Genomic DNA, 23,162 nt, shown 5'->3' on the forward strand with positions numbered 1-23,162 from the left:
GAGGACGTTATGAGTACACATTTAACCAACGTACTTAATGTTCAACACGCCATTGAGCAACTTACGATTAAGCAATCACTCAGTTATAGCCAATCAAAAGCGCTATTTGATGAAATTATGCAAGGTAACATGAACGATATTGAGCTAACAGCTTTGCTTATTAGTCTTAAAATGAAAGGTGAAGTGAGTGATGAAATAGCGGGAGCTGCGGCATCTATGCGTGAAAACGCAGTGGCTTTTAATACTACTTTCTCACAACTTGCAGATAGTTGTGGCACCGGTGGCGATGGGTCAAATACTATTAATATCAGTACTACAGCCGCTATTGTCGCAGCTGCCGCGGGTATTAACATGGTAAAACACGGCAACCGCAGTGTGTCGAGTAACTCAGGCTCTGCCGACTTACTCAAAGCGCTTGGTATTAATATAGATATGAGCCCAGAACAAGCAGCAAAATGCCTTGAGCAAACACACTTTACATTTTTGTTTGCACCTCATTACCACAGCGGTGTGCGCCATGCGATGGGCGTGCGTACTGCACTTAAAACACGAACTATTTTTAATATTTTAGGCCCCCTTGCGAATCCTGCGGCACCTGATGTGCAATTATTAGGCGTTTACGACGAGTCCCTATGTATGCCTATGGCGCAAACGCTTAAAACATTAGACACACAACGCGCAATGATCGTACACGGTTCTGGCACTGACGAAATTGCCCTTCATGGCCCAACCAACGTAGTTGAGCTTAATAATGGTGAAATAAGCCAGTACACGCTCAACCCAAGCGATTTCGGCCTTGCAAACTATTCACTTGAACAACTGGCAGGTGAAGGCCCACAATATAACGCTGATGCAAGCGTTGCTATTTTACAAGGCAAAGGCACTGATGCGCACAACGCCGCTATTGTGGTAAATGTTGCTGCTCTTTTATACCTAACAGGTAAAGCCGATTCACTTAAAGATGGCGCACAACAAGTACACTCACTTTTAAGTTCAGGCAAAGCCATGGACACATTAAATTCAATTATTGAGGTAAGTCATGGCTAATGTATTAGACAAAATTGTTGCTGATAAAAAGCAAGAATTAATTGAACGAAAAGCCGCTCGTCCGCTTGAAAGTTTTAAAGATCAAGCGGTGCCAACCAGCCGTGATTTTTATAAAGCATTAGCGGCACCCGGTACGCAATTTATTTTAGAATGTAAAAAAGCGTCCCCTTCTAAGGGGTTAATAAGAGAACCTTTTGATTTAACTGAAATCACTGCAGCTTACAAAAAATATGCAAGCTGCATGAGCGTACTCACCGATACTAAATACTTTCAAGGTAGCTTTGACTACCTAGAGTTTGTACGTAGCCAAGTTGATCAGCCACTTATTTGTAAAGACTTTTTCATAGATGAGTATCAGGTTTATATGGCTCGTATTTATGGTGGCGATGCTATCTTACTTATGCTTTCGGTACTTAATGATGAAGAATACACAGCACTACATAAAGTCGCTGATTCACTTAATATGGCGGTGCTAACCGAGGTAAGTAACGAAGAAGAAGTACACCGAGCACTTGACCTAAATGCTAAAATTATTGGCATTAATAACCGTGATTTACGTGACTTGAGTACCGATTTAGCTACTACTGAAAAACTACGTAAATTAATACCTGAAGATAAAGTTGTTATTTCTGAGTCAGGTATCTATACCCATCAAGACGTTAAACGCTTAGCACCGCTGTGCGATGGCTTTTTAATTGGTAGCTCACTGATGGCCGAAGCTGATTTAGAACAAGCATGTCGCCGGGTTATTTTTGGGGAAAATAAAGTATGTGGGCTTACTCGCAGCCAAGATGCGCAAGCTGCGTATAATGCGGGCGCTATATATGGCGGTTTAATTTTTCATCCTAAGTCTCCACGTTGTGTTGATTTAGATTGCGCCCAAGCCATAACGCAATCAGCCCCCCTCAAGTTTGTGGGTGTTTTTGTTAATGAGTCAACAGAGAAAGTTGCTCACGCCGCAAGTGTGTTAAAATTAGCGGCAGTTCAATTACATGGCCAAGAAAGTGACGATTACATTAAAGCGTTGCGTACACAGTTACCTAGCAATTGTGAAATTTGGAAAGCACAAGCAATTAAAGATGTGCTACCTACTCCTGTAAATGGCGTTGACCGGCACTTGTACGACACTCACAGTGATAAACAAGCTGGTGGTACAGGAAAAGTATTTAATTGGTCGCTTCTTCGCGATGCAACAACACCGTTTATGCTAGCTGGTGGCTTAAATCCAGACAATATTAAAGATGCGCTTTATCAAGGTGCCTTAGGCCTTGACTTAAATTCTGGGGTTGAAGACGCTCCGGGCAAAAAGTGCCCAAACAAATTACATCATGCTTTTACAAGTATCAGAAATTATTGAGGTTAAAATGCAAAATCCAGCTTATTTTGGCGAGTTTGGCGGTATGTTTGTACCCGAGTTGCTTGTCCCTGCACTTAAGCAGTTAGAAAACGAATTTAACAAAGCGCAAAAAGATCCTGAGTTTCAGGCAGAACTTAGCAAATTATTAAACGAGTATGCGGGTCGCCCTACGCCTCTTACTTTAACGCGTAATTTAGTTAAAAACCCAAAGGTTAAACTTTACTTAAAGCGTGAAGATCTACTTCATGGTGGTGCACACAAAACAAACCAGGTGCTTGGCCAAGCGTTATTAACAAAACGTATGGGTAAAAAAGAAGTGATTGCTGAAACCGGCGCAGGTCAGCATGGTGTCGCTACAGCTTTAGCATGCGCACTTTTAGGTTTAAAATGCCGTATATACATGGGCGCGAAAGACGTTGAACGCCAACAACCTAATGTATTTAGAATGAAATTAATGGGCGCAGAAGTCATTCCTGTTACAGCGGGTTCTGGCACATTAAAAGATGCCGTAAACGAAGCGCTACGTGACTGGTCAGCTAACTACCAAGAAGCGCACTACTTACTAGGGACTGCGGCGGGCCCTCACCCATTCCCAACAATTGTTCGAGAATACCAAAAAGTAATTGGTGAAGAAGCCAAGCAACAAGTGCTTGAAGCTGAAGGACGCTTACCAGACGCTGTTATTGCCTGCGTGGGTGGTGGGTCAAATGCTATAGGTATGTTTACCGATTTTATTGACGAGCCTAGCGTAAAACTAATTGGTGTAGAGCCAGCGGGTAAAGGCTTAGACACCCATGAACACGGCGCCACTATTTGTAAGGGTACTAAAGGTATACTACACGGTACTTACACTTACATTATGCAAAACGATGATGGCCAAATTGAAGAGTCATACTCTGTATCAGCGGGTCTAGATTACCCTGCGGTAGGCCCACAGCATGCATTTTTACATGAAACTGGCCGTGCACAATATGTAGGTATCAGTGACACTGAGGCACTTGATGCATTTCAGTCATTAGCTAAAAACGAAGGTATTATTCCAGCACTGGAGTCAAGCCATGCTTTAGCCTACGCGCTAAAATATGCAGAAGAGCAGACGCAAGACAGTGTAATCGTAATCAATTTAAGTGGCCGTGGCGATAAAGATTTAGCACATGTACACAAAGTATTATCTGAAGGAGGCCAGCTATGAGCCAAGTTAAGACGGACCGTTATGGCGCCATGTTTAGTGCACTTAATGAGAAAAAACAAGGTGCGTTTGTTCCCTTTGTGACTATTGGCGATCCAGGTAAAGAGCAGAGTATTGCTATCATTAAAAGCTTAATTGATGGTGGTGCTGACGGACTAGAGCTGGGTATCCCCTTTTCAGATCCAATAGCCGATGGCCCTGTTATCCAAGCCGCTAATATTCGTGCGCTTGATGTGAATATTAACACCCAAGATTGCTTTGACATCATTAAAGAAATTCGTGAATACAATGCAGATATTCCAATTGGTTTATTGTTATATTCAAACTTAGTGTTTAAACGTGGCTTAGAAGCTTTTTACAAAGATGCAAAAGCCGTAGGGGTGGACTCTATTTTGGTAGCAGATGTTCCTTTGCATGAGTCTAAAATGTTTAGAAAGGCTGCAATGGATAATGGTATTGACCCAATATTTATTGCAACACCTAATGCAGATGACGACACTCTTCGCCAGTGTGCTTCATATGGACGCGGTTATACTTATTTACTTTCACGTGCGGGCGTAACAGGTACTGATACCAAAGCACAAATGCCTGCTGGTAATATTGTAAATAAATTAAAAGAGTATCATGCAGCCCCTGCTCTACTGGGCTTTGGTATTTCAACGCCAGACGATGTTAAATCAGCATTAAATGCAGGTGCAGCCGGTGCAATTTCAGGCTCTGCGGTGGTAAAGATTATTGAAGCCAATCTTGATGATTTGGATGCAATGACAGCGCAACTAAAAACGTTTGTTAGCAACATGAAAGCCGCTACAGAGCTTTAAGTAAACTTAGATTTAAACACATTAAAAGGGCATTTTAATGCCCTTTTTCATTATTAAAATTTAGTGTGCTTTATGCTTCCCTTCTAGCACTTCTTCAATAAATTTAGCGTTAAAAGCATCTAAATCTTCTGGACTGCGGCTGGTCACTAAACCTCTGTCTACACACACTTCTTCATTTACCCAGTTTCCGCCTGCATTCATTAAATCGCTTTTAATACTTGGGAAAGAAGTAATTGTGCGGTCACGTAACTTGTTAATTTCTGCCAGTAACCATGGTGCATGGCAAATTGCAGCAACTGGTTTGTTTTTTTCTGCACCAAAAAAGCCGTCTATAAAGGCTTTTGCATGTTTGTCTTGACGAAGGCTGTCTGGATTAAATAACCCACCGGGTAACATTAATGCATCGTAATCAGCTGAGTTTGTATTAGTGACGAGTTTATCTACTGATACTTTTTCGCCCCATTTATCTTCATTCCACCCAGTTATTTGACCTTCTTTGATAGAGACTATTTCTATTTCTGCACCCGCATTTAATAATGCATCGCGAGGAGAAAACAATTCACTTTGTTCAAAACCGTCAGTGGCTAAAATGGCAATTTTTTTACCTTTTAGTGGTGTACGCGATTGTAATGTATTCATTTGGCTCTCCTTACAAATTAATTAAGTGTTTAACTCACTAAACAATAAGCAGGACGGATGCCAAATTTAAATCATTGAAAATTATATTAAATTTTAATTTATGATATAACCCCATGTAAATTATTTATAATTAATGAATAATCTACATGACGTTAAAAGAGCGTTGTTCTAGATAGTACAAATAAAAAGGTAAGTAGAAGTGAAGTATTAAAGGCGATCTTTAAGTGCTTTAGCTGGTTTAAAAACGGCCTTGTTAGCCCCTTCTATTTCGATTGCCTCACCCGTTTGTGGATTGCGCCCAGTGCGTGCCGGATAATAACTAAGTGCAAACGTACCAAATCCATTAATTTGCACCTGATCACCTTCAGATAACGATTTAGTAATCACTTTTTGAATACTTGTAAGAGCGGCTTGTGAATCTTTTTTAGTAAGTTCGCTGTGTTTTGCCATTTCGGCAATAAGTTGAGTTTTGTTCATATAAGGCTCCTAAATACACGTAAACAATGAATACGTTTAGCGTGGGAATATAATGATGAATAAATAAAGCCACGCAGGCTAAGGCTTACAGGGCTTTAAGTCAACCTTGTAGTTACCAAGTGTTATGTGGTAAAAACGCTGTAATTTATTTTTGTATAATTTAGGTAGTATATGCACGCATTAATTGAATACATTCCACTTATACTGTTTTTTGCAGTGTTTAAGCTTGTAGATATTTACTGGGCAACGGCTTTATTAATTGCAACATCGCTTATTCAAGTCATATTTAGCTATTACAAACATGGGAAAGTACCGACCCGCCAGTGGATCTTCTTTTCTATTGCCGCCGTGTTTGGCACCTTAACGCTTGTGTTTCATGATGAGCAATTTGTAAAGTGGAAAGCCACTATTATATACGCGGGTTTCAGCATTATGCTGCTTGTGAGTCGTTACATACTCAATAAAAACTTAGTAAAAAAGGCACTAACCGCTATTTTAGAAAACGCAAATGACACAGATAAAAAAATAACCGTGCCAGAGCCATTATGGGATAAATTAAACTTAATGTGGGTAGCTATTACCGCCGGTATTGCAGCACTTAACATATACATAGCGTATAACTTTTCACTCGACTTTTGGGTAAACTTTAAAGTCTTTGGCTTGATGGCTATTACATTTGTAAGCATTTTTGCCACAATTATTGCCCTTTATAAATACCTCCCTGATGATGATGAAGCTGTAAACTAGTTTTCGTCATAAAAATGTCGTCTTAGCTTGTTAGTTTATAAAAAAACAGCCTGAGACGACCTTGAACGCTAATCAATACCGCTGGTTTGAATTTACCCTCATATTTATTTTTTTACCGCTAGTAGGCTTTAGCTTACGCAACCATTTAGCAAATTGGCTTTTCCCTGCGCTTATAATATTAATGAGCGTATGTTGCATGCTTTTGTTGAGCGACCCACACTTTAAACGCTTCAGGCTTACCAGCTTTGGACAGTTTTCTGCTGTAAAAAATCGTCTGTTTAGTTTCTTTTTATTAGGCGCCGTTTTCTCTGGTATGTTTTACGGGATCATCTATCAAGAAAACTGGTTTGCCCTCCCTCGTCATTCTTTTGATGATTGGCTGCTTTTGTTACTGCTATACCCCGTGTTGTCGGTTATCCCTCAAGAGCTAATATTCAGAACCTATTTTTTTCATCGTTATAAACACATTATGCCTAAAAAAAGTGTGCGAATTATTGTAAGTGCCACTGTGTTTGCACTGGCTCATATAGTTTATGCAAATTTGATTGCGGTATGTTTAGCTTTTTTAGGTGGGTTATTATTTTCGTATACTTACGCTCAAAGCCGCTCAACCTTTGTATGTGTTATTGAGCATAGCTTGTGGGGAATTTGGATGTTTACTCTAGGTATTGGGAGTTATTTAGACTCAGGTGCTTTAACCTAAATGTTTAGCAAAAAAAGCCGCGACAATCGCGGCTAATTTTATACTACACATTTTAAAAACCAAATAACTTTAAACCAAAGAACTTGGTAGCAACCGTGTTTATAAATATCACAGCTAAAATAAATGGGATAAACGTTGAAAGAGAAAAGTTAACGTATTTCTCCATCATGCTGCCTTCGTAGCTAGGTGAACCTTGGCTTAGTTCCTGTGTTAAACGCACTTTTTTCCATCGATACATTACAAACAAACACACCATTAAGCCATTTAGAGGTAAAATAGTGTCGTAAAATACATCAACTACAATATCAAAAAAGCTCTTACTGGCACCGCCATAGCTGGTAAACGACGTTAAACTGTCAACCATACCAAACGACATAGTACATATAATTGTAAGTAAGCCTGTGCTAAGCGTTAGTATACCTAAAGCTTTTTTACGACTAATACCTTTACGATCACTCAATGTTGCCGTTGGTACTTCTACAATTGAAACCAAAGACGTTATTGCTGCAAAAAATACAAGTAAAAAGAATGAAAAGGCGACAACTGAAGCCCCTACATAGCCAATATCGTTTTGTAATGCTAATAAAATTTTAGGTAAATAAACAAAAATCATTGATACAGACGAGTCTGATAACGACTCCGGGTTAGTATTTGGGTCAAAACTAAATATAGCGGGTAAAACCATAAGGCCGGCAACAAACGCGACTAGTGAGTCTGTAATAGCCACCATTTTTGCACTACTAACTATGTCGTCTTTCTTAGAAATATACGACGCATAGGTCATTAAAATACCCATACCTAGCGATAAAGAGAAGAACGCTTGACTCAATGCACCATTGAGTACGCTAGCACTCATTTTTGAAAAGTCAGGAATAACGTAATACTCAACGCCTGCCAATGCGTTATCTAGCGTTAAAACATAAGCAACCAAAGCCAACAGCATCACCAACAATGCTGGCATTAATACTTTAGCCGCTTTTTCTATGCCCTGTTTTACACCGCCGAGTAAAATAAGGTTAACAATAACAACCACCACTGCCATATAAGCAAATACTGTGTAGCTGTTAATAAATGTCCCAAAATGGCTTGGATCGGCTAACGCATCTAAGTTACCCATGCCTGCCTGTATCAAGTAGCCAAAAATCCACACTGTAATTACCATATAAAAAACGGCAATCATAAATGGAGTTAAAACGGCTAAAAATCCTGCAAATTTCCATTTTTTATCGTTATTTGCTAAAAGTTTGTATGAACCGAGCGGATCTTTTTGAGCATTTCGGCCCATGGCCATTTCTGCCATCATCACGGGTAAACAAATAAACACGACAAATAGAGCATAAATTAATAAAAATGCGCCGCCACCATTTTTAGTAGCAGAAACGGGAAAACCCACTAAATTACCAATACCAACGGCAGAACCAGCTGCAGCCAGTATAAATCCGAGACGGGAGCTAAATCGCTCTCTATTATCGCTCATGTATAAAACCTTTTTATTATTTTGAGTATCTGAGCGACTCTACCAGTGTTATACAGCGGTTTTCAAGCAATTAGCGTTAAAAATAAAATCCAACTGTAAACCTAAGTGTATACGCTTTTAGTTAGCCAAATTTGAGCTCTGTGGTACTATTTGCATAATTAAATTTAACAACTTAAGTGAGAATCTATTATGTTGTACATGATTTACTCAACAGACGTTGAAAACAGCCTTGAATTACGAAAAGCCGCACGTCCAGCGCACTTAGAACGCTTAAAAGAGCTTGATGCACAAAACAGGCTACTTACCGCCGGCCCTTTCCCTGCGGTCGATAATGAGGACCCTCAAGATGCCGGTTTTACTGGCTCAGTTATTATTGCAGAGTTTGATTCGCTAGAAGCTGCGCGTGAATGGGCAACTGATGATCCTTACGTTTCAGGTGGCGTATACGTAAATACAATTGTTAAACCATTCAAAAAAGTGTTTCCAGTATAAATAACAGCGTGTTGTTACAAGCCAACCTGTAATTCAGGATTTGTTCACACGTTTTTAATTAAAATTACTAATGTAATTACGGATTTAACGTTTTTACTTGAATTTTAGTAACTTAGTTAATTAAACTAAGGTTATCTGGTCTAGGAGTTTCTGTTATGCGCGTATTGTTAAGCCTCATTTTTATTGCTTGTGTTAGCTTTGCTAGCAACAGCCAAGCTTCGGCTACGCCGGCAAAAAAGGTTAACCAACCGGTGGATAAAAAGAAAGCGGTAATACTTGCAAAACAAAGCATTGGCGGTAAAACGCTAAAGATAACTGAAAAACCAGAGTTTTATACCGTACGAATACTCAAATCTGACGGCCACGTCGTTGATTTACATATTAATAAAAAAACCGGCGAAGTGAAAAAGGATTAAAAAATGCGAATTTTAGTTATTGAAGACGATCTACATTTAGCAGACAACCTACGAAATGCATTAGAGAAAGAACGCTACAGCGTGGATTTATGTCACGATGGTGAAGCTGGTTTATTTCATATTACGGAATACCCTTTGGATATGGCTGTGGTTGATTTGGGTTTACCTAAAATTGACGGAATTGAGTTAATTAACAAAGCACGTGCCCAAGGCGTGACAATTCCAATTTTAATTTTAACAGCCCGTGATCGCTGGCAAGATAAAGTTGAAGGGCTAGATGCAGGTGCAGACGACTATTTAACAAAGCCATTTCATGTTGAAGAATTAGCAGCGCGTTGTAACGCACTTATTCGCCGCAGTGCAGGTAAAGCTAACCCTGAAATGACAGCAGGACCTATAAAAATACACACCCGTTCGCAACAAGTTTGGGTCGATGACAAAGAGTTAAGTCTAACGGCTTATGAGTATAAAGTACTTGAATACTTAATGGTAAACCCACAAAAGGTTATTTCTAAGTCAGAGCTTACCGAGCATATTTACGATCAGGATTTCGACCTTGATTCGAATGTAATTGAAGTGTTTGTTTTACGCCTACGTAAAAAGTTAGACCCCGAAGGCACCCTAAACCCAGTTGAAACGTTACGTGGCCGTGGTTACAGGCTAAAAAGTCAGTGGTAGGACCGCAAGTATCACTAAAAATAAGGCAAGGATTTATCCTTGTCTTTGTTTTATTGGTGGCACTGCCTATTTTGTTTTACTCAATTGGCAAAGCCTATTATGCCTCTTTGGTCGATGCCACAGAAAAAACGCTAGAAGCTCAACTCTATTCTCTCATATCTGAGGTAGACTTCACTGAACATGGCATAATTATGCCAAGCACTATATTAGCGCCTGAGCTTAACAGATTAAACTCTGACACTTACGCAATGATTTACCGAGATGAAGAGCCAATTTGGCATTCGGAGTCAGCGGTGAATGTCGACTTTGTACCTCAACAAATAGAAACTAAAGCCGGTGCTGCTGATTTTAGGCGCGTAGAATACAAAAATACGGTTTATTGGCAGCTTAGTTTAACCGTAATATTAAATAATATTGATCAGTCCGAGCAGGCTCGGTTCATTTTAGTAAAACGTAACGACGCTCTACTTCGCTTAATGGATGGGTTTAAACAAACACTTGTTGAGTGGATGTTTGTTATGGGTATTGCCATAACAATTTTAATGGCTATTGGTTTTATTTGGAGCGCTCGCCCACTACAGCGCTTAGATAAAGAAATAAAAGCCATTGAATCTGGTGATATACAAGAAATTAAAGGCCTTTATCCGATTGAGCTACAAACCATAAAAGCCGACTTAAACTTGTTACTTGAATCTCAGCAACGGCAAAAAGAACGCTACAGAGCATCGCTCAGCGATTTAGCGCACGCACTTAAAACCCCACTAGCTGTTCTTAAATCAAGCCCGCTTGCAAATGATGCTGACGCACAAGAACAGTTAGACCGTATAAATGTGATGATCGAACACCAATTAAAGCGTGCAGCTACTGGCGCGTCAGATACGTGGAAAAAACAAACGCCTATAAAACCAGTTATCGACTCAATACTTAGTGCAATGGCTAAAGTTTATCGCGACAAAGATATTATTTTTGATTGTATAGTTTCTGATAAAGACTACTTTTTAGGTGACCAAACCGATTTAATGGAGTTACTAGGCAACTTAATTGATAACGCCTGTAAAGCGTGTCGTTCTCAAGTGACGGTACAAGTGGTGCAAAGTAAAACATTATGTATAGGTATAAGTGATGACGGCCCGGGTGTGCCAGAAGATAAGCGCGAATCATTACTTAAACGCGGAACACGCCTAGATACATACCAAAGTGGGCATGGTGTTGGCATGGCCATTGTCTCGGACTTGGTTACATCTTACCATGGCACACTGACAATCACTGAAGCCGACAAGCTAGGCGGCGCACAATTTATATTAGAGTTTAATTACCATGATAAAAAGTAACACGTATGCAAACTTGTTTTCGTTTTTTCTCCTTATAATAAGTGGCAGTGCTTATTCTAATGCTGTATGCCAATTGGTTGATAAGCCAACTATGAATGAATCTAAGCGTTACATACAATGCCTTGACACCCAGCTCGATAAAGCCAAACAAGAGCAAGGGACTTGGATACAAAAACGTAAGTACGAACTCGTCCAATCTGAAGAAGCAACGGGTAATACCCAAGTACTGCAGTTATTTATGCGCAGTATAAAAAATAACGAGAAGTACATTGAAAGCGCCTGCCAGTGGCGCTACATATTAAAACTTCCTAATGCAAAAGCAGCCGCTATCAGCTACAAGCACTGTGAAATTCAGTTAGTAAATCAGTTTACAGAATCCTTGAAACAACCTTTTTAAACCACGTGTAAATAACACGACTAGCTCGCATACTCACTTGACAATAGTGCACACACAAAACAAACTACCTACTAGTAGATTGTTAAACTTAAAAAGGTAAATAATGGCCAAGCCTATAATAATTATTGGTGGCGGACTTGCAGGGCTTTATGCTGCAACACAGTTGCATCAACGTAATATTGCGTTTTTATTATTAGAAGCCAAACCATTTTTAGGTGGGCGTGTTTATTGTGAAAATTCAATAAAAAATGAAAATGTTGGGTTTGATCTTGGTCCGACGTGGATCTTTCCTCATCAACCAAAAATTCAATCATTGGTCAAATCGCTCAACTTATCGATATTTGAGCAATACAATCATGGTGATGTGTTATACCAAGCGCCTAATCAGGCAGTTCAACAAATTGCAGGCGCTGGCGAAATGCAATTGTTTAGGCTAAAACATGGCATGAGTACCTTAATCAAGGCACTCTATAAACAGCTACCTGCAAAGCATATATTGTTAAATCATTGCGTAACAGAACTCAAAAAAAGTAATGATAACTGGCAGTTAACAGTCAATAACAATGGTAAAATACAGCAGTTTGAAACAAACACAGTGCTCACTGCCCTGCCTCCACGAATGATCACCCAACATCTAACACCTAATTTTTGGGCAAGTGAGAGGCTTATAAATCGTTTGACTACAACGCCCACTTGGATGGCAGGACAGGCTAAATTTGTGGCCACATTCGATTACGCCTTTTGGCGAGAACGTAATCTATCTGGGCAATGCTTTAGCCGAGTCGGCCCCATGGTTGAAATACATGATGCAAGTGCAGAACACAATAAGCATGCTGCCTTATTTGGCTTTATCGGCGTGCCATACGCCACTCGCAGTAAAGTTACCAAAGCACAATTAATAGAAGCTTGTATTAACCAGCTAATCTATTTTTACGGCGAAGCCGCTAGAAACCCCACACATTGTTTTGTAAAAGATTGGGCTGAGGATGAATTTATTGCCAATAACGACGATAAAACACAACCCTCACAACACCCTGATTTCCATTTAGGTGAACTAACAAGTGAGCTAAGAGATTTAAATATTCACTTAGTAGGAAGTGAATTCGCGAAAAAAGAAGCAGGTTATTTAGAGGGAGCACTTAACGCTGTTGATGACGCATTAAGTGCTATATAGCAATTCAAATGGGTTATGTTGGCTATAAATGCTGAAGGTTAACGCATCGCGCTATCTTCACCACTGCCTAATAATGTAGCAACCCATTTACCTTCTATGCTTGTTTCAAGGCCTATTTTAACAATCATTGTTAATGGAACAGATAAAAGCATACCTACTGTACCAAGTAGCCACCCCCAAAATATTAAAGATAAAAATACAACAAGGGTTGATAGGCCAAGCCCTTTACCTAAAAATTTAGGCTCTACAATGTTGCCCATCACCGTGTTTATTGTTAAGTAACCCGCCGCTACCATACCAGCAATTAGAGGACCTTGAGTTATTAAGGCAAGTAACACGGCAGGCACAGCCGCAATAATTGACCCAATATTCGGAATGTAATTAAACATAAATGCTAAAACACCCCATAATATAAAGTAGTCAACATTTAGAACCCACAAGTAAACAGACACAATAATACCGGTAGCTAAACTAACGAGTGTTTTTATAGCCAAGTAAGAATTAATTGATTCTAAAAATCGGTCAATTTGCTTCATTTTACTATCAGGATCTTCAAGAGCCATATGTATTTTATTGCTTAGCAGTGGGCCTTCAAACAGCATAAAAATAACCGTTAAGATTATTAAAAACATGTTTGCCATTACGCCACCAAGCCCTGTCAGCATGTTAGTTGCTACATCAACCATTTTGCCTGGGTCAAACATCGAAATGAGTTGTTCTTTATTAATTAAAATATTGTACTGGGAGGCGAGGTCTACAAGCCAAATAAACTCTTCTTTGAGTTGGGCTTTATATTCAGGAAGCTGCTGTGAAAAATCATTAATGGACTGGCCAACTAAGCCACCTAAGCTGACTCCAAGCCCAACAATAATTAGCACCACAAGCATCACTGCAATGCCTTTAGGAATTTTATAACGAGCAAAAAATTTAATTAGTGGATTACAAATAATGGCAATAAATGCCGCTAATATGAAAGGAATAACAATGACACTTGCTGATTTGATCCCTGCCAATACCACTACTAAAGCAGCAAAAACAATTAAGCTTTTATTTACACCCGTTAAACCTGCCACTTTATTTATCCTTTTATTTGTAATAAGGCCACAGTGTAAGGCAAAACCTAATGAAATGAAATAATTACAAAGTGATCATAACCCTTGTTACTTCGTATTAAGGATAGAAACTACATGCTAGTGAGTATAAATTAAAAACACTTGCTACAATTATAATTTGAGGATTCAATATGCATATATTTGTTACGGGTGCTACTGGGCTAATTGGCCAACATTTATGTCCTTTTTTAGAGCACCATAACACGGTTACCGTGCTAAGCCGTAATGCCACAAAAGCAAATGTATTATTGGGTCATAAAATTAAAGCAGTCACTGACATAAGCGCTGTTGATTTTAATACCGTTGACGTTGTTATTAATTTAGCCGGTGAGCCAATCGTTAATAAACGTTGGAGCGATAAACAGAAGCAAATTATACGTGACAGCCGCATTAATATAACGCAGCAAATTAGCCACGCTATTGCAGCAAGTGCTAACCCTCCACACACGTTTATATCAGGCAGTGCTATTGGCTACTATGGACGCCAAAGCAACAAGCGCATAGATGAAAACTTTACAGATCCCCACAATGAATTTAGTCATCAGCTGTGTAAAGACTGGGAAGACGCAGCATTAAAAGCAGAGTCTGAAAAAACACGAGTCTGCCTATTACGAACCGGTATTGTATTAGCTAAAAAAGGTGGTGCATTAAGTAAGATGCTTCCCGCATTTAAATTGTGTTTAGGCGGGCCAATTGGTGACGGCGAGCAAGGTATGTCGTGGATACATATAGACGATATGACACAGCTTATTTTATATATTATGAAACACCCTGAAATTTCGGGGCCAATTAACGCCGTAGCACCAAACCCGGTTAGTAACTCAGAGTTTAGTAAACGCTTGGGTAATGCATTATCGCGTCCCGCTTTTATGCCCATGCCTGCATTTGTGCTGAAAGTATTAATGGGTGAAATGTCTGACTTACTCACTACCGGGCAATTTGTAGTGCCAACCAAAGCACAAAAGCATAACTATCGTTTTCATTACGAGAACCTTAAATCGGCCTTGGACAGTTTGGTTTAGCTGGCGTTAATTATCTTCTGCGTATACTCTATTCAGTTACAATATGGGTAACTAGTACTATTTACCCATATTGACCTTTCATGATTAATACATAATACTTAAGTTAGTCAGACACAATTTCCTAATAAAAGCGAAAATGAATGCTACACCTGCCTACTGTGATTGGTCTCTCTTTTATACTTAACCTACTAATAGGGTTGTTTTTTTTATCTGTTCATAATTACAAAAAACAATCTGCTTTTTTAATTTTTGGTTTAGCGTGCATTGCATTTTCATTTGCTGAACTACTCGCATGTTTAAAACTAATACTTAATTTTCCTTTTATTACGAGTTATTTAGCGAATATTTTTATAATACTCAGCCCATTTTTAATTATTCTGGGACTACATAAATACAAATACAGCAAACCTTTAAACTTACGCCCTATTTACTATTTGCTACTTTTTACCGCTGTAATTTTATTATCAGTGTACCCTTACTCCGCGGCACAAATGGTAACGAGCTTTATTATTGCAGGGTTATACTTATTTTCTGCTTACATCATTAGCACTATGAGCTTTGTTGCAACCTTACAAAAAAAGGCATTAATTACCTGCTTTTTAATCCATAGTTTGCTTATGTTTGTTCAAACAGTGCTGCTTGCTTTACCTATTTTAAGCCTAAGCGAGACAACCTATTTAGAACCATTAGAGCTCATTTTAAGCAGTCATTTAATTTTAGCCACTTGCAGTGCATTATTACTCCCTTACTTATTAGCATCTAATACAGAACATACGCTTGCCAGCATTGCTAATACCGACGTTTTAAGTCAACTATTTAACCGCCGTGGTTTTTTTATAAAAGGAAAAAACGCGTTAAGTTTACCACTTTACCAAAACAAAAATATTTCACTTATTTTGCTCGATATTGATTTTTTCAAACGTGTTAACGATACCTATGGCCATGAGGCAGGCGATCAAGCCATAAAGTGGATCGCTCAGCACGTAAAATCACAATTTTTAAATGAAGAAATATCAGCCAGAATCGGCGGCGAAGAATTTGCCATTTTGTTGCCCAACTGCTCATTAAGTGATGCCAGAAATAATGCCGAAGAACTACGCGAAAGCATAAGCAGTTATCCATTTTATTACGAGGGGCACGATATAAATTTATCGGTGAGTGCAGGCGTCAGTAGCACAATAAACGGCGAGCAGACTATAAAAGAGTTACTAGCGAACGCCGATAAACGACTCTACCTTGCTAAAGAAACTGGCCGTGACAAAGTGGTAACCTACGATGAAAAAAGCTTACTTTTGCAAGCTTAATTTGAAATAGTCTTAACTTGATCTGCCAGATTCGATTTGTAGAGTTGAATTAAATCTGACAGTGAATAGCCGATTTGTGTCAGAAGCGGACGGTCGTAACACCCATTTAAGGGGCTGATAATAGTTTGCTAAAATGTGTAGCGAAGCGAAACCGAGCAAACTGTTAGCAGTCCCGCTTCAAATTCTTGTTATGTGGCAGTACTTAAAAGCTCACTATTTTTCTTACTCACTAAGCTCCAAAATGTACTTGAGACATTATAAAAACAGTACAAAGGATATATTAATAACAATAAAAAAGTAATCAAATCACCAAAATCTCGATCATCGTAGTAAAGGTCAGATGGGCGCTTAAGTGTAGGTAAAGAGTCTTCTGTTTTGTTTGCCTCAATCTCCAATTCATCTTTAGATAAATTAACAACCTGTTGATTAGAATCGTAACGATAAATGAAATAGTCATCAGACTCGGTTGAACCATATAGAGCCTTATCAGTAATCCCGACCAATACAATATTACTGATGATAGCTTCACCACCTTCTCGAGTAGGCCATAAATACCATTTATCAGGAATATCAATTGCTCCCATAGTGAGTCCATCATTTATGGGAAGTGACCAATAATCTGTTAAAGGTGGATCTACATCTCTAACAAATTGACAAACCAGAGCATTAACAATAACTGCCAGCAAAAAATAAGGCGCTAACTTTAATGGGAACCAAAAGAGTTGGTTAACTGTAATGTCAGTCTTTTTCTTTAGCAGCATAATTAACCGAGCAATTAACATCAGCGCGAGCCCAATAATACTTGCTACTAAGAAATAAAGAATCCCTACGATGATTAATTGAAAAAGAGGCCCCAAATTATACTCCTAGCCTGAATGCCACATAACAATTTAATAGTGCGCTCATCGCGCATATTTCTGCCGACTTAACGCTCATTTATCTACTTTATATAGTTTTAACAAATCACCTAAGGTATTGCTATCACTAAGTTTTCTAAATTTTTTAGGTAGAGTTATATGCGCGTGTCGCTCATTTTCATGAATATATGCGCAAAGCGTAGTTTCACCAATCTATTAAAGACGATATTTAGCCAACCTCAACGGCCGCTAATCGCTCGTTGTCGAAGTACGTCTGTGTGCCAATTGCGGACATTAGTAACGCCTCATTCAGAGGCAAAAAATAGTTGGTTAAAATTAGCGACGCAGGAGCAAAAACCAACTGTTTTTTGTACTTTGAAATGACTTGTTAGGCTACGATTTCCGTAACAATTTCAGTTTTTACTGAGTTAGCAATAAAACATTGGTCATGTGATTGATGGTGCATTTTTTCAAGCTGCTCCATCGTTGGTTTTTTATCACCCGAAAACTGAACATGTGGTCTAAGTGTAACTTTAGTCATTGAAATTTTACCATCGCTATCTTTCTCCATAATACCTACAGCATCGTCTACATATGAATCTACAACATATCTTCTTTTGGCTGCGATTGATAAGAAAAACAACATGTGGCAACTAGAAAGAGACGCAACAAATGCTTCTTCTGGGTCTACATTTGCTTCAACGGAATAAGGTAAAGGAACTACGTGAGGTGAAGAAGAGGCTTGAACGGTTACACCACCATCAAAAATCCATTCATGGCCTCGGCTATATTTGTTATCAACATAACTTTCAGTGCTACCTCTAACCCAATTGATTTTGGCAAAATACTCTGACATTTGAACTCCGTATATGAAAGTAGCCTAACGCCCGCATAAGGGGCAGCAAAACGTAGCGGCGATTTGCTTAAACTTAGGCGCAGCCCAAAACTAAATCGCCGCGTAGTTTTGATGTCCCAGCGAGCCTGCGAGCGACTTGATGCGTTTGTTAGTTGCCGCTACCACCATGATAGTGTGGAGTGTTCAAACTCAATCATAATTACCTCTGGATCTTCTTGATAAGTTTCTAACCATTTTTGAGACATTTTCCAGCTAACCCGGGTACTAGCTTTAGGATGAAGCTCAAATAAGTGTTCCATTGATGTGATAAAAGCATAAATCTTACACCCTTCATCAACAACGACAGCAAAGTATGGTTCACAATTGAAAGCGTCACATGCTCGCTCAACTTTGGGGAAGTTGTCATTTGTAATTGCAACGTACTGCCCTTCTTTGCCTGTATTTCTTGAACGAGATTTAACAGAGATGCCCATGACTTCATTGGTGTGAGGGTTATTTGCAATAATATCAATTCCAGTATGATCAACTAGCGCACACTCAAAACCATATTTCGACAACCAATACAAAATAAGTGACTCTGAGAAATCTCCGGTGATTTTTGAATGTCTCGAACTCTTATTTACTTCCACAAAGGTCTCCAGAGGCAACTAACAATTTAATAGTGCGCTCATCGCGCATATTTCTGCCGACGTCACGCTCATTTTTCTGAATGATATAGTTTTAACAAATAGTTTAAGGTATTACTATTACTAAGTTTTCTAAAACTTTAAAGAAAAGACAAATAGAACAATATGCGCGTGACGCTCCTTTTCATGAATATATACGCAAAGAGCAGTTTAACCAATCTATTAACGACGATATTTAGCCAATCTCAATGTCCGCTTATCGCTCATAGCTGCCTGTCAGATCAGATATGAGCTACTACACTTAATTACTAAATAAAACTATCTGTGTATTTTGATTCATAAAAAAAGCCCTTCAAATGAAGGGCTTTACTACACACAACAATCTATCTATTTAATTTAGCGTAGTCTTACTTACACTTAAGCGTTGCTTCATCTGCTTTGTTTGGTACAAATTTTATATCTGATACCGACACAGAGGCTTTACCTGAGCTGTGCAAACTAAATGGGCTTGTTAAACTCGCAAAATTTACGCCTTTATCAGCAAAGCATTTAAGGTCAATCGATACTGACTGCCATTTACTAAGTAAACGACTATCTACAACGTTAGCTAGGTTAATACTTTCACCACATTCACCCGAGCACATTGCAAGTGAAAGCTCATTACCAAGCGCTTGGTTAAGCTTTATGTCAAAACTAATTACGCCATTTGCTTCAACATAAGTAATAGTATCTTCAGCAAAGCTCGTTACTATTTCTGCGCTCGCTTTTTCACTCCCGTCAAAATTAAACTGACGAGCATCTTCTTGTACAACCTTATCTTCAGTTCGGTATTTTATAGCGCCAAACTCATGGGTACTGCTCGACACATCTAACAATTCATCACCCGATTTGAGCAATAAGCGCCATGGCGCAACCGGTGCTCCCACTAAAATATCCATACTGGTTAGTGATGAATTATCTAATTGCGAATTTTCATCTAAATTATCCGCAAGTATATTTTTATCACCATAGGTTAAACCAAAGCCATACGGTAATAACGGCGAGTAATCTTTATCTCCTTTATTCACCGTTGTTTGAACTGCCGTTTTAGGCCATGAAAAAGAAAGTTTGCCTTTAAAATCGTGGTTAACACTACCGTCGGCTGCTTTTAGTAGCACATCGGCAACACCACCGCCTTCAGTACCAGGTAACCATGCTGCTACAAATGCATCAGACGCATTAAGTTCACTGTTTACCCACATTGGACGACCAGAAATAAATACAGAAACAACGTTTATTCCTTGCGCTTTTAATGATTTTAACAGCGCTAACGATTTTTTATTGCCGCGCTCAAATTCAAGGTTATCTCTGTCACCATGACCCTCCGCGTAAGGTTCTTCACCAAATACAACAACGGCTACATCGGGTTTTTGCTCAAAAGAGCCATCATCACTGAGTGTAACTTTACCGCCTGCGGCAGTAACTTGCTCTTCTAAGCCTTTATAGATTGACGTGGCTCCTGGAAAGTCAGCATTTTTATTGTTTGTGCCCTGCCAAGTAATACTCCACCCACCAGACTGCTTACCGATATTATCGGCACCGTCACCGGTAATAAGTACATGTTGATTTGGCGAAAGCGGCAATAAGTCATTTTTATTTTTAAGAAGTACGAGTGACTCACGTACTGCTTGTCGTGCTACTTCACGGTGATCTTGTGCGCCAATTAATTCTGTTTTACCTGAATATAAACGGTTTGCTGGACTTGGCTTATCGAATAAACCCGCGCGTAGTTTTACACGCAATATACGTGCAACAGCATCGTCAATACGCGCCATGCTAATTTCGCCAGATTTAACTTGCGCTATGGTATTTTCATACAGTGGTTTCCAAGCGCCCGTTGGCACCATAAATATATCTAGCCCTGCATTAATAGCTTGTGGGCAGCTTTCGTTGGTACAGCCTTTTATTTGTCCATGTCCATTCCAGTCACCAACAACAAACCCGTCAAAACCCATACGTGTTTTTAATACATCGGTCAGTAAATATTTATTACCATGATTTTTAACACCGTTCCAACTGTTAAACGACGCCATTACAGACTGACTACCAGCCGATAACCCACCTACATAACCTTGTGCATGAATATCAAATAACGATTGCTCACTGTCGATATTGTTACCTTGATCGTCACCATCAACAGTGCCGCCATCACCTAAAAAGTGTTTAACAGTACTAATTACACGTTTATCACTTAAAAAGTCTTCATCGGCCTTACCTTGTAAGCCATTCACAATAGCCGCTGAATACTCACGCACTATTGCAGGGTCTTCAGAATATCCCTCATAGGTTCTACCCCAGCGATCGTCACGTACAACTGCAACGGTTGGCGCAAACACCCAATCAATACCTGTAGCCATAACTTCTACAGCGGTAACAGCTGCAATTTGTTCAATTAGTTCAGGATTATTAGCCGCACCTAAACCAATATTATGTGGAAATAACGTAGCACCAATCACATTATTATGACCATGAACTGCATCTGTTCCCCACATAGTAGGGATTTTGCTACCGTCTATTGAATCATCAACAGACGCTTGATACATTTTTTCAGCAAGGGCAACCCAATCTTGTGGTGTGGCATGTTTATCCCCATTAGGAAACGCCCCACCACCGTTTAAGTAAGAACCAAAACCGTATTTACGCATATCTTCAACGGTAATATCGCGTATTTCAGGCTGAATCATTTGCGCAACTTTTTGCTCAAGCGTCATTGAGTTTAAATAACTCGCTATTTGCGCTTCTATCTCTGCATCTTTTTTAACCGCAATGTTGAGCTTGGGCCATATTTGTTCAGCACTAGCATGCGCTTTTGTAGTATCAGCTTGATTAGTATTGTCGTTTGAACAAGCAGTTAATGTGGTCACTGAAGCAACCAATGTTGCTAATGCAATTTTATTAAGCGTAAAAGGTGTGTTCATTATAAAGTCTCCTTAGCTTGAACGGGTTTGCTGCCACTTAAGCCGTAAAATACGATGAATAGATAACATAAAATTGGTAAAGCATACGAAAGTTGAACCCCAACACTATCAGCAAGTGCACCTTGTAAAAGCGGCACAATTGCACCGCCTACAATTGCCAAACACAAAATGCCCGAACCTTGCGCTGTGTGCTTGCCTAAGCCATTTAGTGCAAGGCTAAAAATAGTAGGAAACATAATGGAGTTAAATAATCCAACTAATAATATTGACCACATTGCTAACTGACCAGATGTGCTCATAGCAATAACCACTAAAATAATAGCCATGGTTGCATTAAAACCAAGCACTTTACCGGCAGGAAGTTTTTGCATTACAGCCGCGCCAATAAAACGCCCAACCATTGCACCGCCAAAGTAATAGGTAATGTAATGAGCCGCGACATGTTCTTTTAATCCAGCAATATTTTCTTGCGCTAAAAAGCTAACTAAAAAACTACCAATCGCAACTTCCGCGCCCACATACATAAATATGCCTACTGCACCCAAAACAAGGTGGCGATACTGCCATGCACTCCCTTCAATAGTGTCTGATTTCTCGGCAGCTTCTTTTTGCTCGCTCATAATGTCAGGAAGCTTAAGCCATGCAAACACACCAGCTAATACAATTAGCATTGCAGCAAGCAGTAAGTAAGGAAGTTGAACTGATTCGGCATTTTGCGCCGGTGTTAAAAAAGCATCCGACGCTGAGCCTAGTATTAATAATGCACCAAATGACGGTGCAACCGTGGTACCAAGCGCATTAAATGCCTGTGTTAATGTCAAACGAGAAGACGCTGTTTTTGCAGGACCTAATAAGCTTACGTATGGGTTTGCAGATACCTGTAATAAAGTAATTCCGCTTGCTAAAACAAACAGCGCAAACAAAAATACAGGATAGTTATGCATTTGTGCCGCTGGATAGAATAATACACACCCAACTGCAGCAATTAGTAACCCGACAACAATGCCGTTTTTATAACCCAGCTTTTTCACAATAAGCCCGCTGGGTATAGACATTAAAAAGTAAGCACCAAAAAAACAAAACTGCACAAGCATAGCCTGCACGTATGTTAAATCGAATACCGCTTTTAAATGCGGGATTAGAATATCATTTAGGCAGGTAATAAAACCCCACATAAAAAATAGCGTTGTTAACGATGTAAGTGCAAATCCATAATTATTATCGCCTGTGTTTTGCGATTGTGTGTGTGTTGTTGGTGCTGAACTAGCCATGTGCTCTCCGCAATTTATTATTATCGTTAACCTTCTCTGTATTGTTAATAAATTGGCGGCTAAGCCATGCTATTAAAGAGTTGACCTGAAGGTTAATTAACATTAATCTTAAAAATGTAAGCGCTTTCACAGCTAATTAAATACGAACATGTAACATAATTCAACAATTTTTATTTTTTTATCAAGTCGAGAGTAAGCTACGAGGCAGTAAA

Annotated in this window: 23 protein-coding genes; 14 read left to right on the forward strand and 9 right to left on the reverse strand. The window is 39.2% G+C overall.

From position 1 onward, the window contains the following. The first annotated feature begins 9 nt into the window (after positions 1–9). The 4 genes from trpD to trpA are packed head-to-tail and all read left to right on the forward strand — an operon-like array spanning position 10 to position 4,414. A complete protein-coding gene (trpD, locus tag MTF67_RS09930; RefSeq protein WP_248519421.1) occupies positions 10–1,047 on the forward strand; it encodes an anthranilate phosphoribosyltransferase in 1,038 nt (345 codons plus the stop codon). Beyond that, positions 1,040–2,404 carry a bifunctional indole-3-glycerol-phosphate synthase TrpC/phosphoribosylanthranilate isomerase TrpF gene (trpCF, locus tag MTF67_RS09935; protein WP_248519422.1) on the forward strand — a complete coding sequence of 455 codons (1,365 nt, stop codon included), beginning with the start codon at positions 1,040–1,042 and terminating at the stop codon, positions 2,402–2,404. Before trpD ends, trpCF begins: the two co-directional genes overlap by 8 nt. 7 nt (positions 2,405–2,411) lie before the next feature. Further along, positions 2,412–3,596: a tryptophan synthase subunit beta gene (gene trpB / locus MTF67_RS09940; protein ID WP_006792214.1), complete on the forward strand. Its 1,185-nt coding sequence runs from the start codon at positions 2,412–2,414 to the stop codon at positions 3,594–3,596. Further along, on the forward strand, positions 3,593–4,414 hold the full coding sequence (gene trpA, locus MTF67_RS09945) for a tryptophan synthase subunit alpha (RefSeq protein WP_248519423.1): 822 nt from the start codon (positions 3,593–3,595) through the stop codon (positions 4,412–4,414). The genes trpB and trpA overlap by 4 nt, the downstream gene beginning before the upstream one ends. 60 nt (positions 4,415–4,474) lie before the next feature. Here trpA and MTF67_RS09950 read toward each other — a convergent pair whose 3' ends face one another. Both MTF67_RS09950 and MTF67_RS09955 read right to left on the reverse strand, forming a co-directional pair. Next, positions 4,475–5,053: a type 1 glutamine amidotransferase domain-containing protein gene (locus tag MTF67_RS09950; protein ID WP_248519424.1), complete on the reverse strand. Its 579-nt coding sequence runs from the start codon at positions 5,051–5,053 to the stop codon at positions 4,475–4,477. Positions 5,054–5,260: 207 nt separating this feature from the next. Next, complete coding sequence (locus tag MTF67_RS09955) at positions 5,261–5,530, reverse strand: HU family DNA-binding protein (protein WP_248519425.1); 270 nt, start codon at positions 5,528–5,530, stop codon at positions 5,261–5,263. A 171-nt stretch (positions 5,531–5,701) separates the two neighbouring features. Between MTF67_RS09955 and ispZ the strand changes: the two genes are divergently transcribed. Further along, the gene (ispZ, locus tag MTF67_RS09960; RefSeq protein WP_008127733.1) at positions 5,702–6,277 is read left to right on the forward strand and encodes a septation protein IspZ; all 576 of its coding nucleotides are present in this window, start codon (positions 5,702–5,704) and stop codon (positions 6,275–6,277) included. 61 nt (positions 6,278–6,338) lie between these two features. Further along, entirely contained in the window at positions 6,339–6,980 is a 642-nt protein-coding gene (locus tag MTF67_RS09965) for a CPBP family intramembrane glutamic endopeptidase (RefSeq protein WP_248519426.1), read from the forward strand. Between the two features lie 52 nt (positions 6,981–7,032). Here the strand turns inward: MTF67_RS09965 and MTF67_RS09970 are convergent, their stop codons facing one another. Then, positions 7,033–8,457, reverse strand: coding sequence for a sodium-dependent transporter (locus tag MTF67_RS09970; RefSeq protein WP_248519427.1), 1,425 nt, complete (start codon positions 8,455–8,457; stop codon positions 7,033–7,035). A 189-nt stretch (positions 8,458–8,646) separates the two neighbouring features. Between MTF67_RS09970 and MTF67_RS09975 the strand changes: the two genes are divergently transcribed. The 6 genes from MTF67_RS09975 (at position 8,647) to MTF67_RS10000 (ending at position 12,945) form a co-directional block, all read left to right on the forward strand. Next, positions 8,647–8,949 (forward strand): YciI family protein, encoded by a 303-nt coding sequence (locus MTF67_RS09975; RefSeq protein WP_008127726.1) that lies wholly within the window; start codon positions 8,647–8,649, stop codon positions 8,947–8,949. A gap of 155 nt (positions 8,950–9,104) precedes the next feature. Beyond that, on the forward strand, positions 9,105–9,365 hold the full coding sequence (locus MTF67_RS09980; protein ID WP_006792222.1) for a PepSY domain-containing protein: 261 nt from the start codon (positions 9,105–9,107) through the stop codon (positions 9,363–9,365). 3 nt (positions 9,366–9,368) lie between these two features. After that, the gene (locus MTF67_RS09985) at positions 9,369–10,043 is read left to right on the forward strand and encodes a response regulator transcription factor (RefSeq protein ID WP_008127723.1); all 675 of its coding nucleotides are present in this window, start codon (positions 9,369–9,371) and stop codon (positions 10,041–10,043) included. Then, a complete protein-coding gene (locus MTF67_RS09990; protein ID WP_010557521.1) occupies positions 10,037–11,374 on the forward strand; it encodes an ATP-binding protein in 1,338 nt (445 codons plus the stop codon). Before MTF67_RS09985 ends, MTF67_RS09990 begins: the two co-directional genes overlap by 7 nt. After that, entirely contained in the window at positions 11,361–11,771 is a 411-nt protein-coding gene (locus MTF67_RS09995; RefSeq protein WP_248519428.1) for a hypothetical protein, read from the forward strand. Before MTF67_RS09990 ends, MTF67_RS09995 begins: the two co-directional genes overlap by 14 nt. A 103-nt stretch (positions 11,772–11,874) precedes the next feature. Continuing rightward, the gene (locus MTF67_RS10000; RefSeq protein ID WP_248519429.1) at positions 11,875–12,945 is read left to right on the forward strand and encodes an FAD-dependent oxidoreductase; all 1,071 of its coding nucleotides are present in this window, start codon (positions 11,875–11,877) and stop codon (positions 12,943–12,945) included. A 38-nt stretch (positions 12,946–12,983) separates the two neighbouring features. Here MTF67_RS10000 and MTF67_RS10005 read toward each other — a convergent pair whose 3' ends face one another. Continuing rightward, complete coding sequence (locus MTF67_RS10005; protein WP_008127717.1) at positions 12,984–14,018, reverse strand: AI-2E family transporter; 1,035 nt, start codon at positions 14,016–14,018, stop codon at positions 12,984–12,986. A 170-nt stretch (positions 14,019–14,188) separates the two neighbouring features. Between MTF67_RS10005 and MTF67_RS10010 the strand changes: the two genes are divergently transcribed. Together MTF67_RS10010 and MTF67_RS10015 are read left to right on the forward strand one after the other, a co-directional pair. After that, entirely contained in the window at positions 14,189–15,079 is an 891-nt protein-coding gene (locus MTF67_RS10010) for a TIGR01777 family oxidoreductase (RefSeq protein ID WP_006792228.1), read from the forward strand. A 140-nt stretch (positions 15,080–15,219) separates the two neighbouring features. Beyond that, complete coding sequence (locus MTF67_RS10015) at positions 15,220–16,383, forward strand: GGDEF domain-containing protein (protein WP_039036831.1); 1,164 nt, start codon at positions 15,220–15,222, stop codon at positions 16,381–16,383. A gap of 188 nt (positions 16,384–16,571) precedes the next feature. Here the strand turns inward: MTF67_RS10015 and MTF67_RS10020 are convergent, their stop codons facing one another. The 5 genes from MTF67_RS10020 to MTF67_RS10040 all read right to left on the reverse strand — a co-directional run bounded on the left by MTF67_RS10020 (position 16,572) and on the right by MTF67_RS10040 (position 22,950). Continuing rightward, positions 16,572–17,240, reverse strand: a complete 669-nt coding sequence (locus MTF67_RS10020) for a hypothetical protein (RefSeq protein WP_248519430.1) — start codon at positions 17,238–17,240, stop codon at positions 16,572–16,574. Between the two features lie 388 nt (positions 17,241–17,628). Further along, a complete protein-coding gene (locus tag MTF67_RS10025; RefSeq protein WP_121638379.1) occupies positions 17,629–18,096 on the reverse strand; it encodes an OsmC family protein in 468 nt (155 codons plus the stop codon). 158 nt (positions 18,097–18,254) lie between these two features. After that, positions 18,255–18,725: a hypothetical protein gene (locus MTF67_RS10030; RefSeq protein WP_248519431.1), complete on the reverse strand. Its 471-nt coding sequence runs from the start codon at positions 18,723–18,725 to the stop codon at positions 18,255–18,257. Positions 18,726–19,129: 404 nt separating this feature from the next. Further along, on the reverse strand, positions 19,130–21,679 hold the full coding sequence (locus MTF67_RS10035) for a glycoside hydrolase family 3 N-terminal domain-containing protein (protein WP_248519432.1): 2,550 nt from the start codon (positions 21,677–21,679) through the stop codon (positions 19,130–19,132). Beyond that, a complete protein-coding gene (locus MTF67_RS10040) occupies positions 21,679–22,950 on the reverse strand; it encodes a sugar MFS transporter (protein ID WP_248519433.1) in 1,272 nt (423 codons plus the stop codon). Before MTF67_RS10040 ends, MTF67_RS10035 begins: the two co-directional genes overlap by 1 nt. Positions 22,951–23,162 lie beyond the last annotated feature (212 nt).

The organism is Pseudoalteromonas sp. 2CM32C (assembly GCF_023161925.1).
GTDB classification, from domain to species: domain Bacteria; phylum Pseudomonadota; class Gammaproteobacteria; order Enterobacterales; family Alteromonadaceae; genus Pseudoalteromonas; species Pseudoalteromonas marina.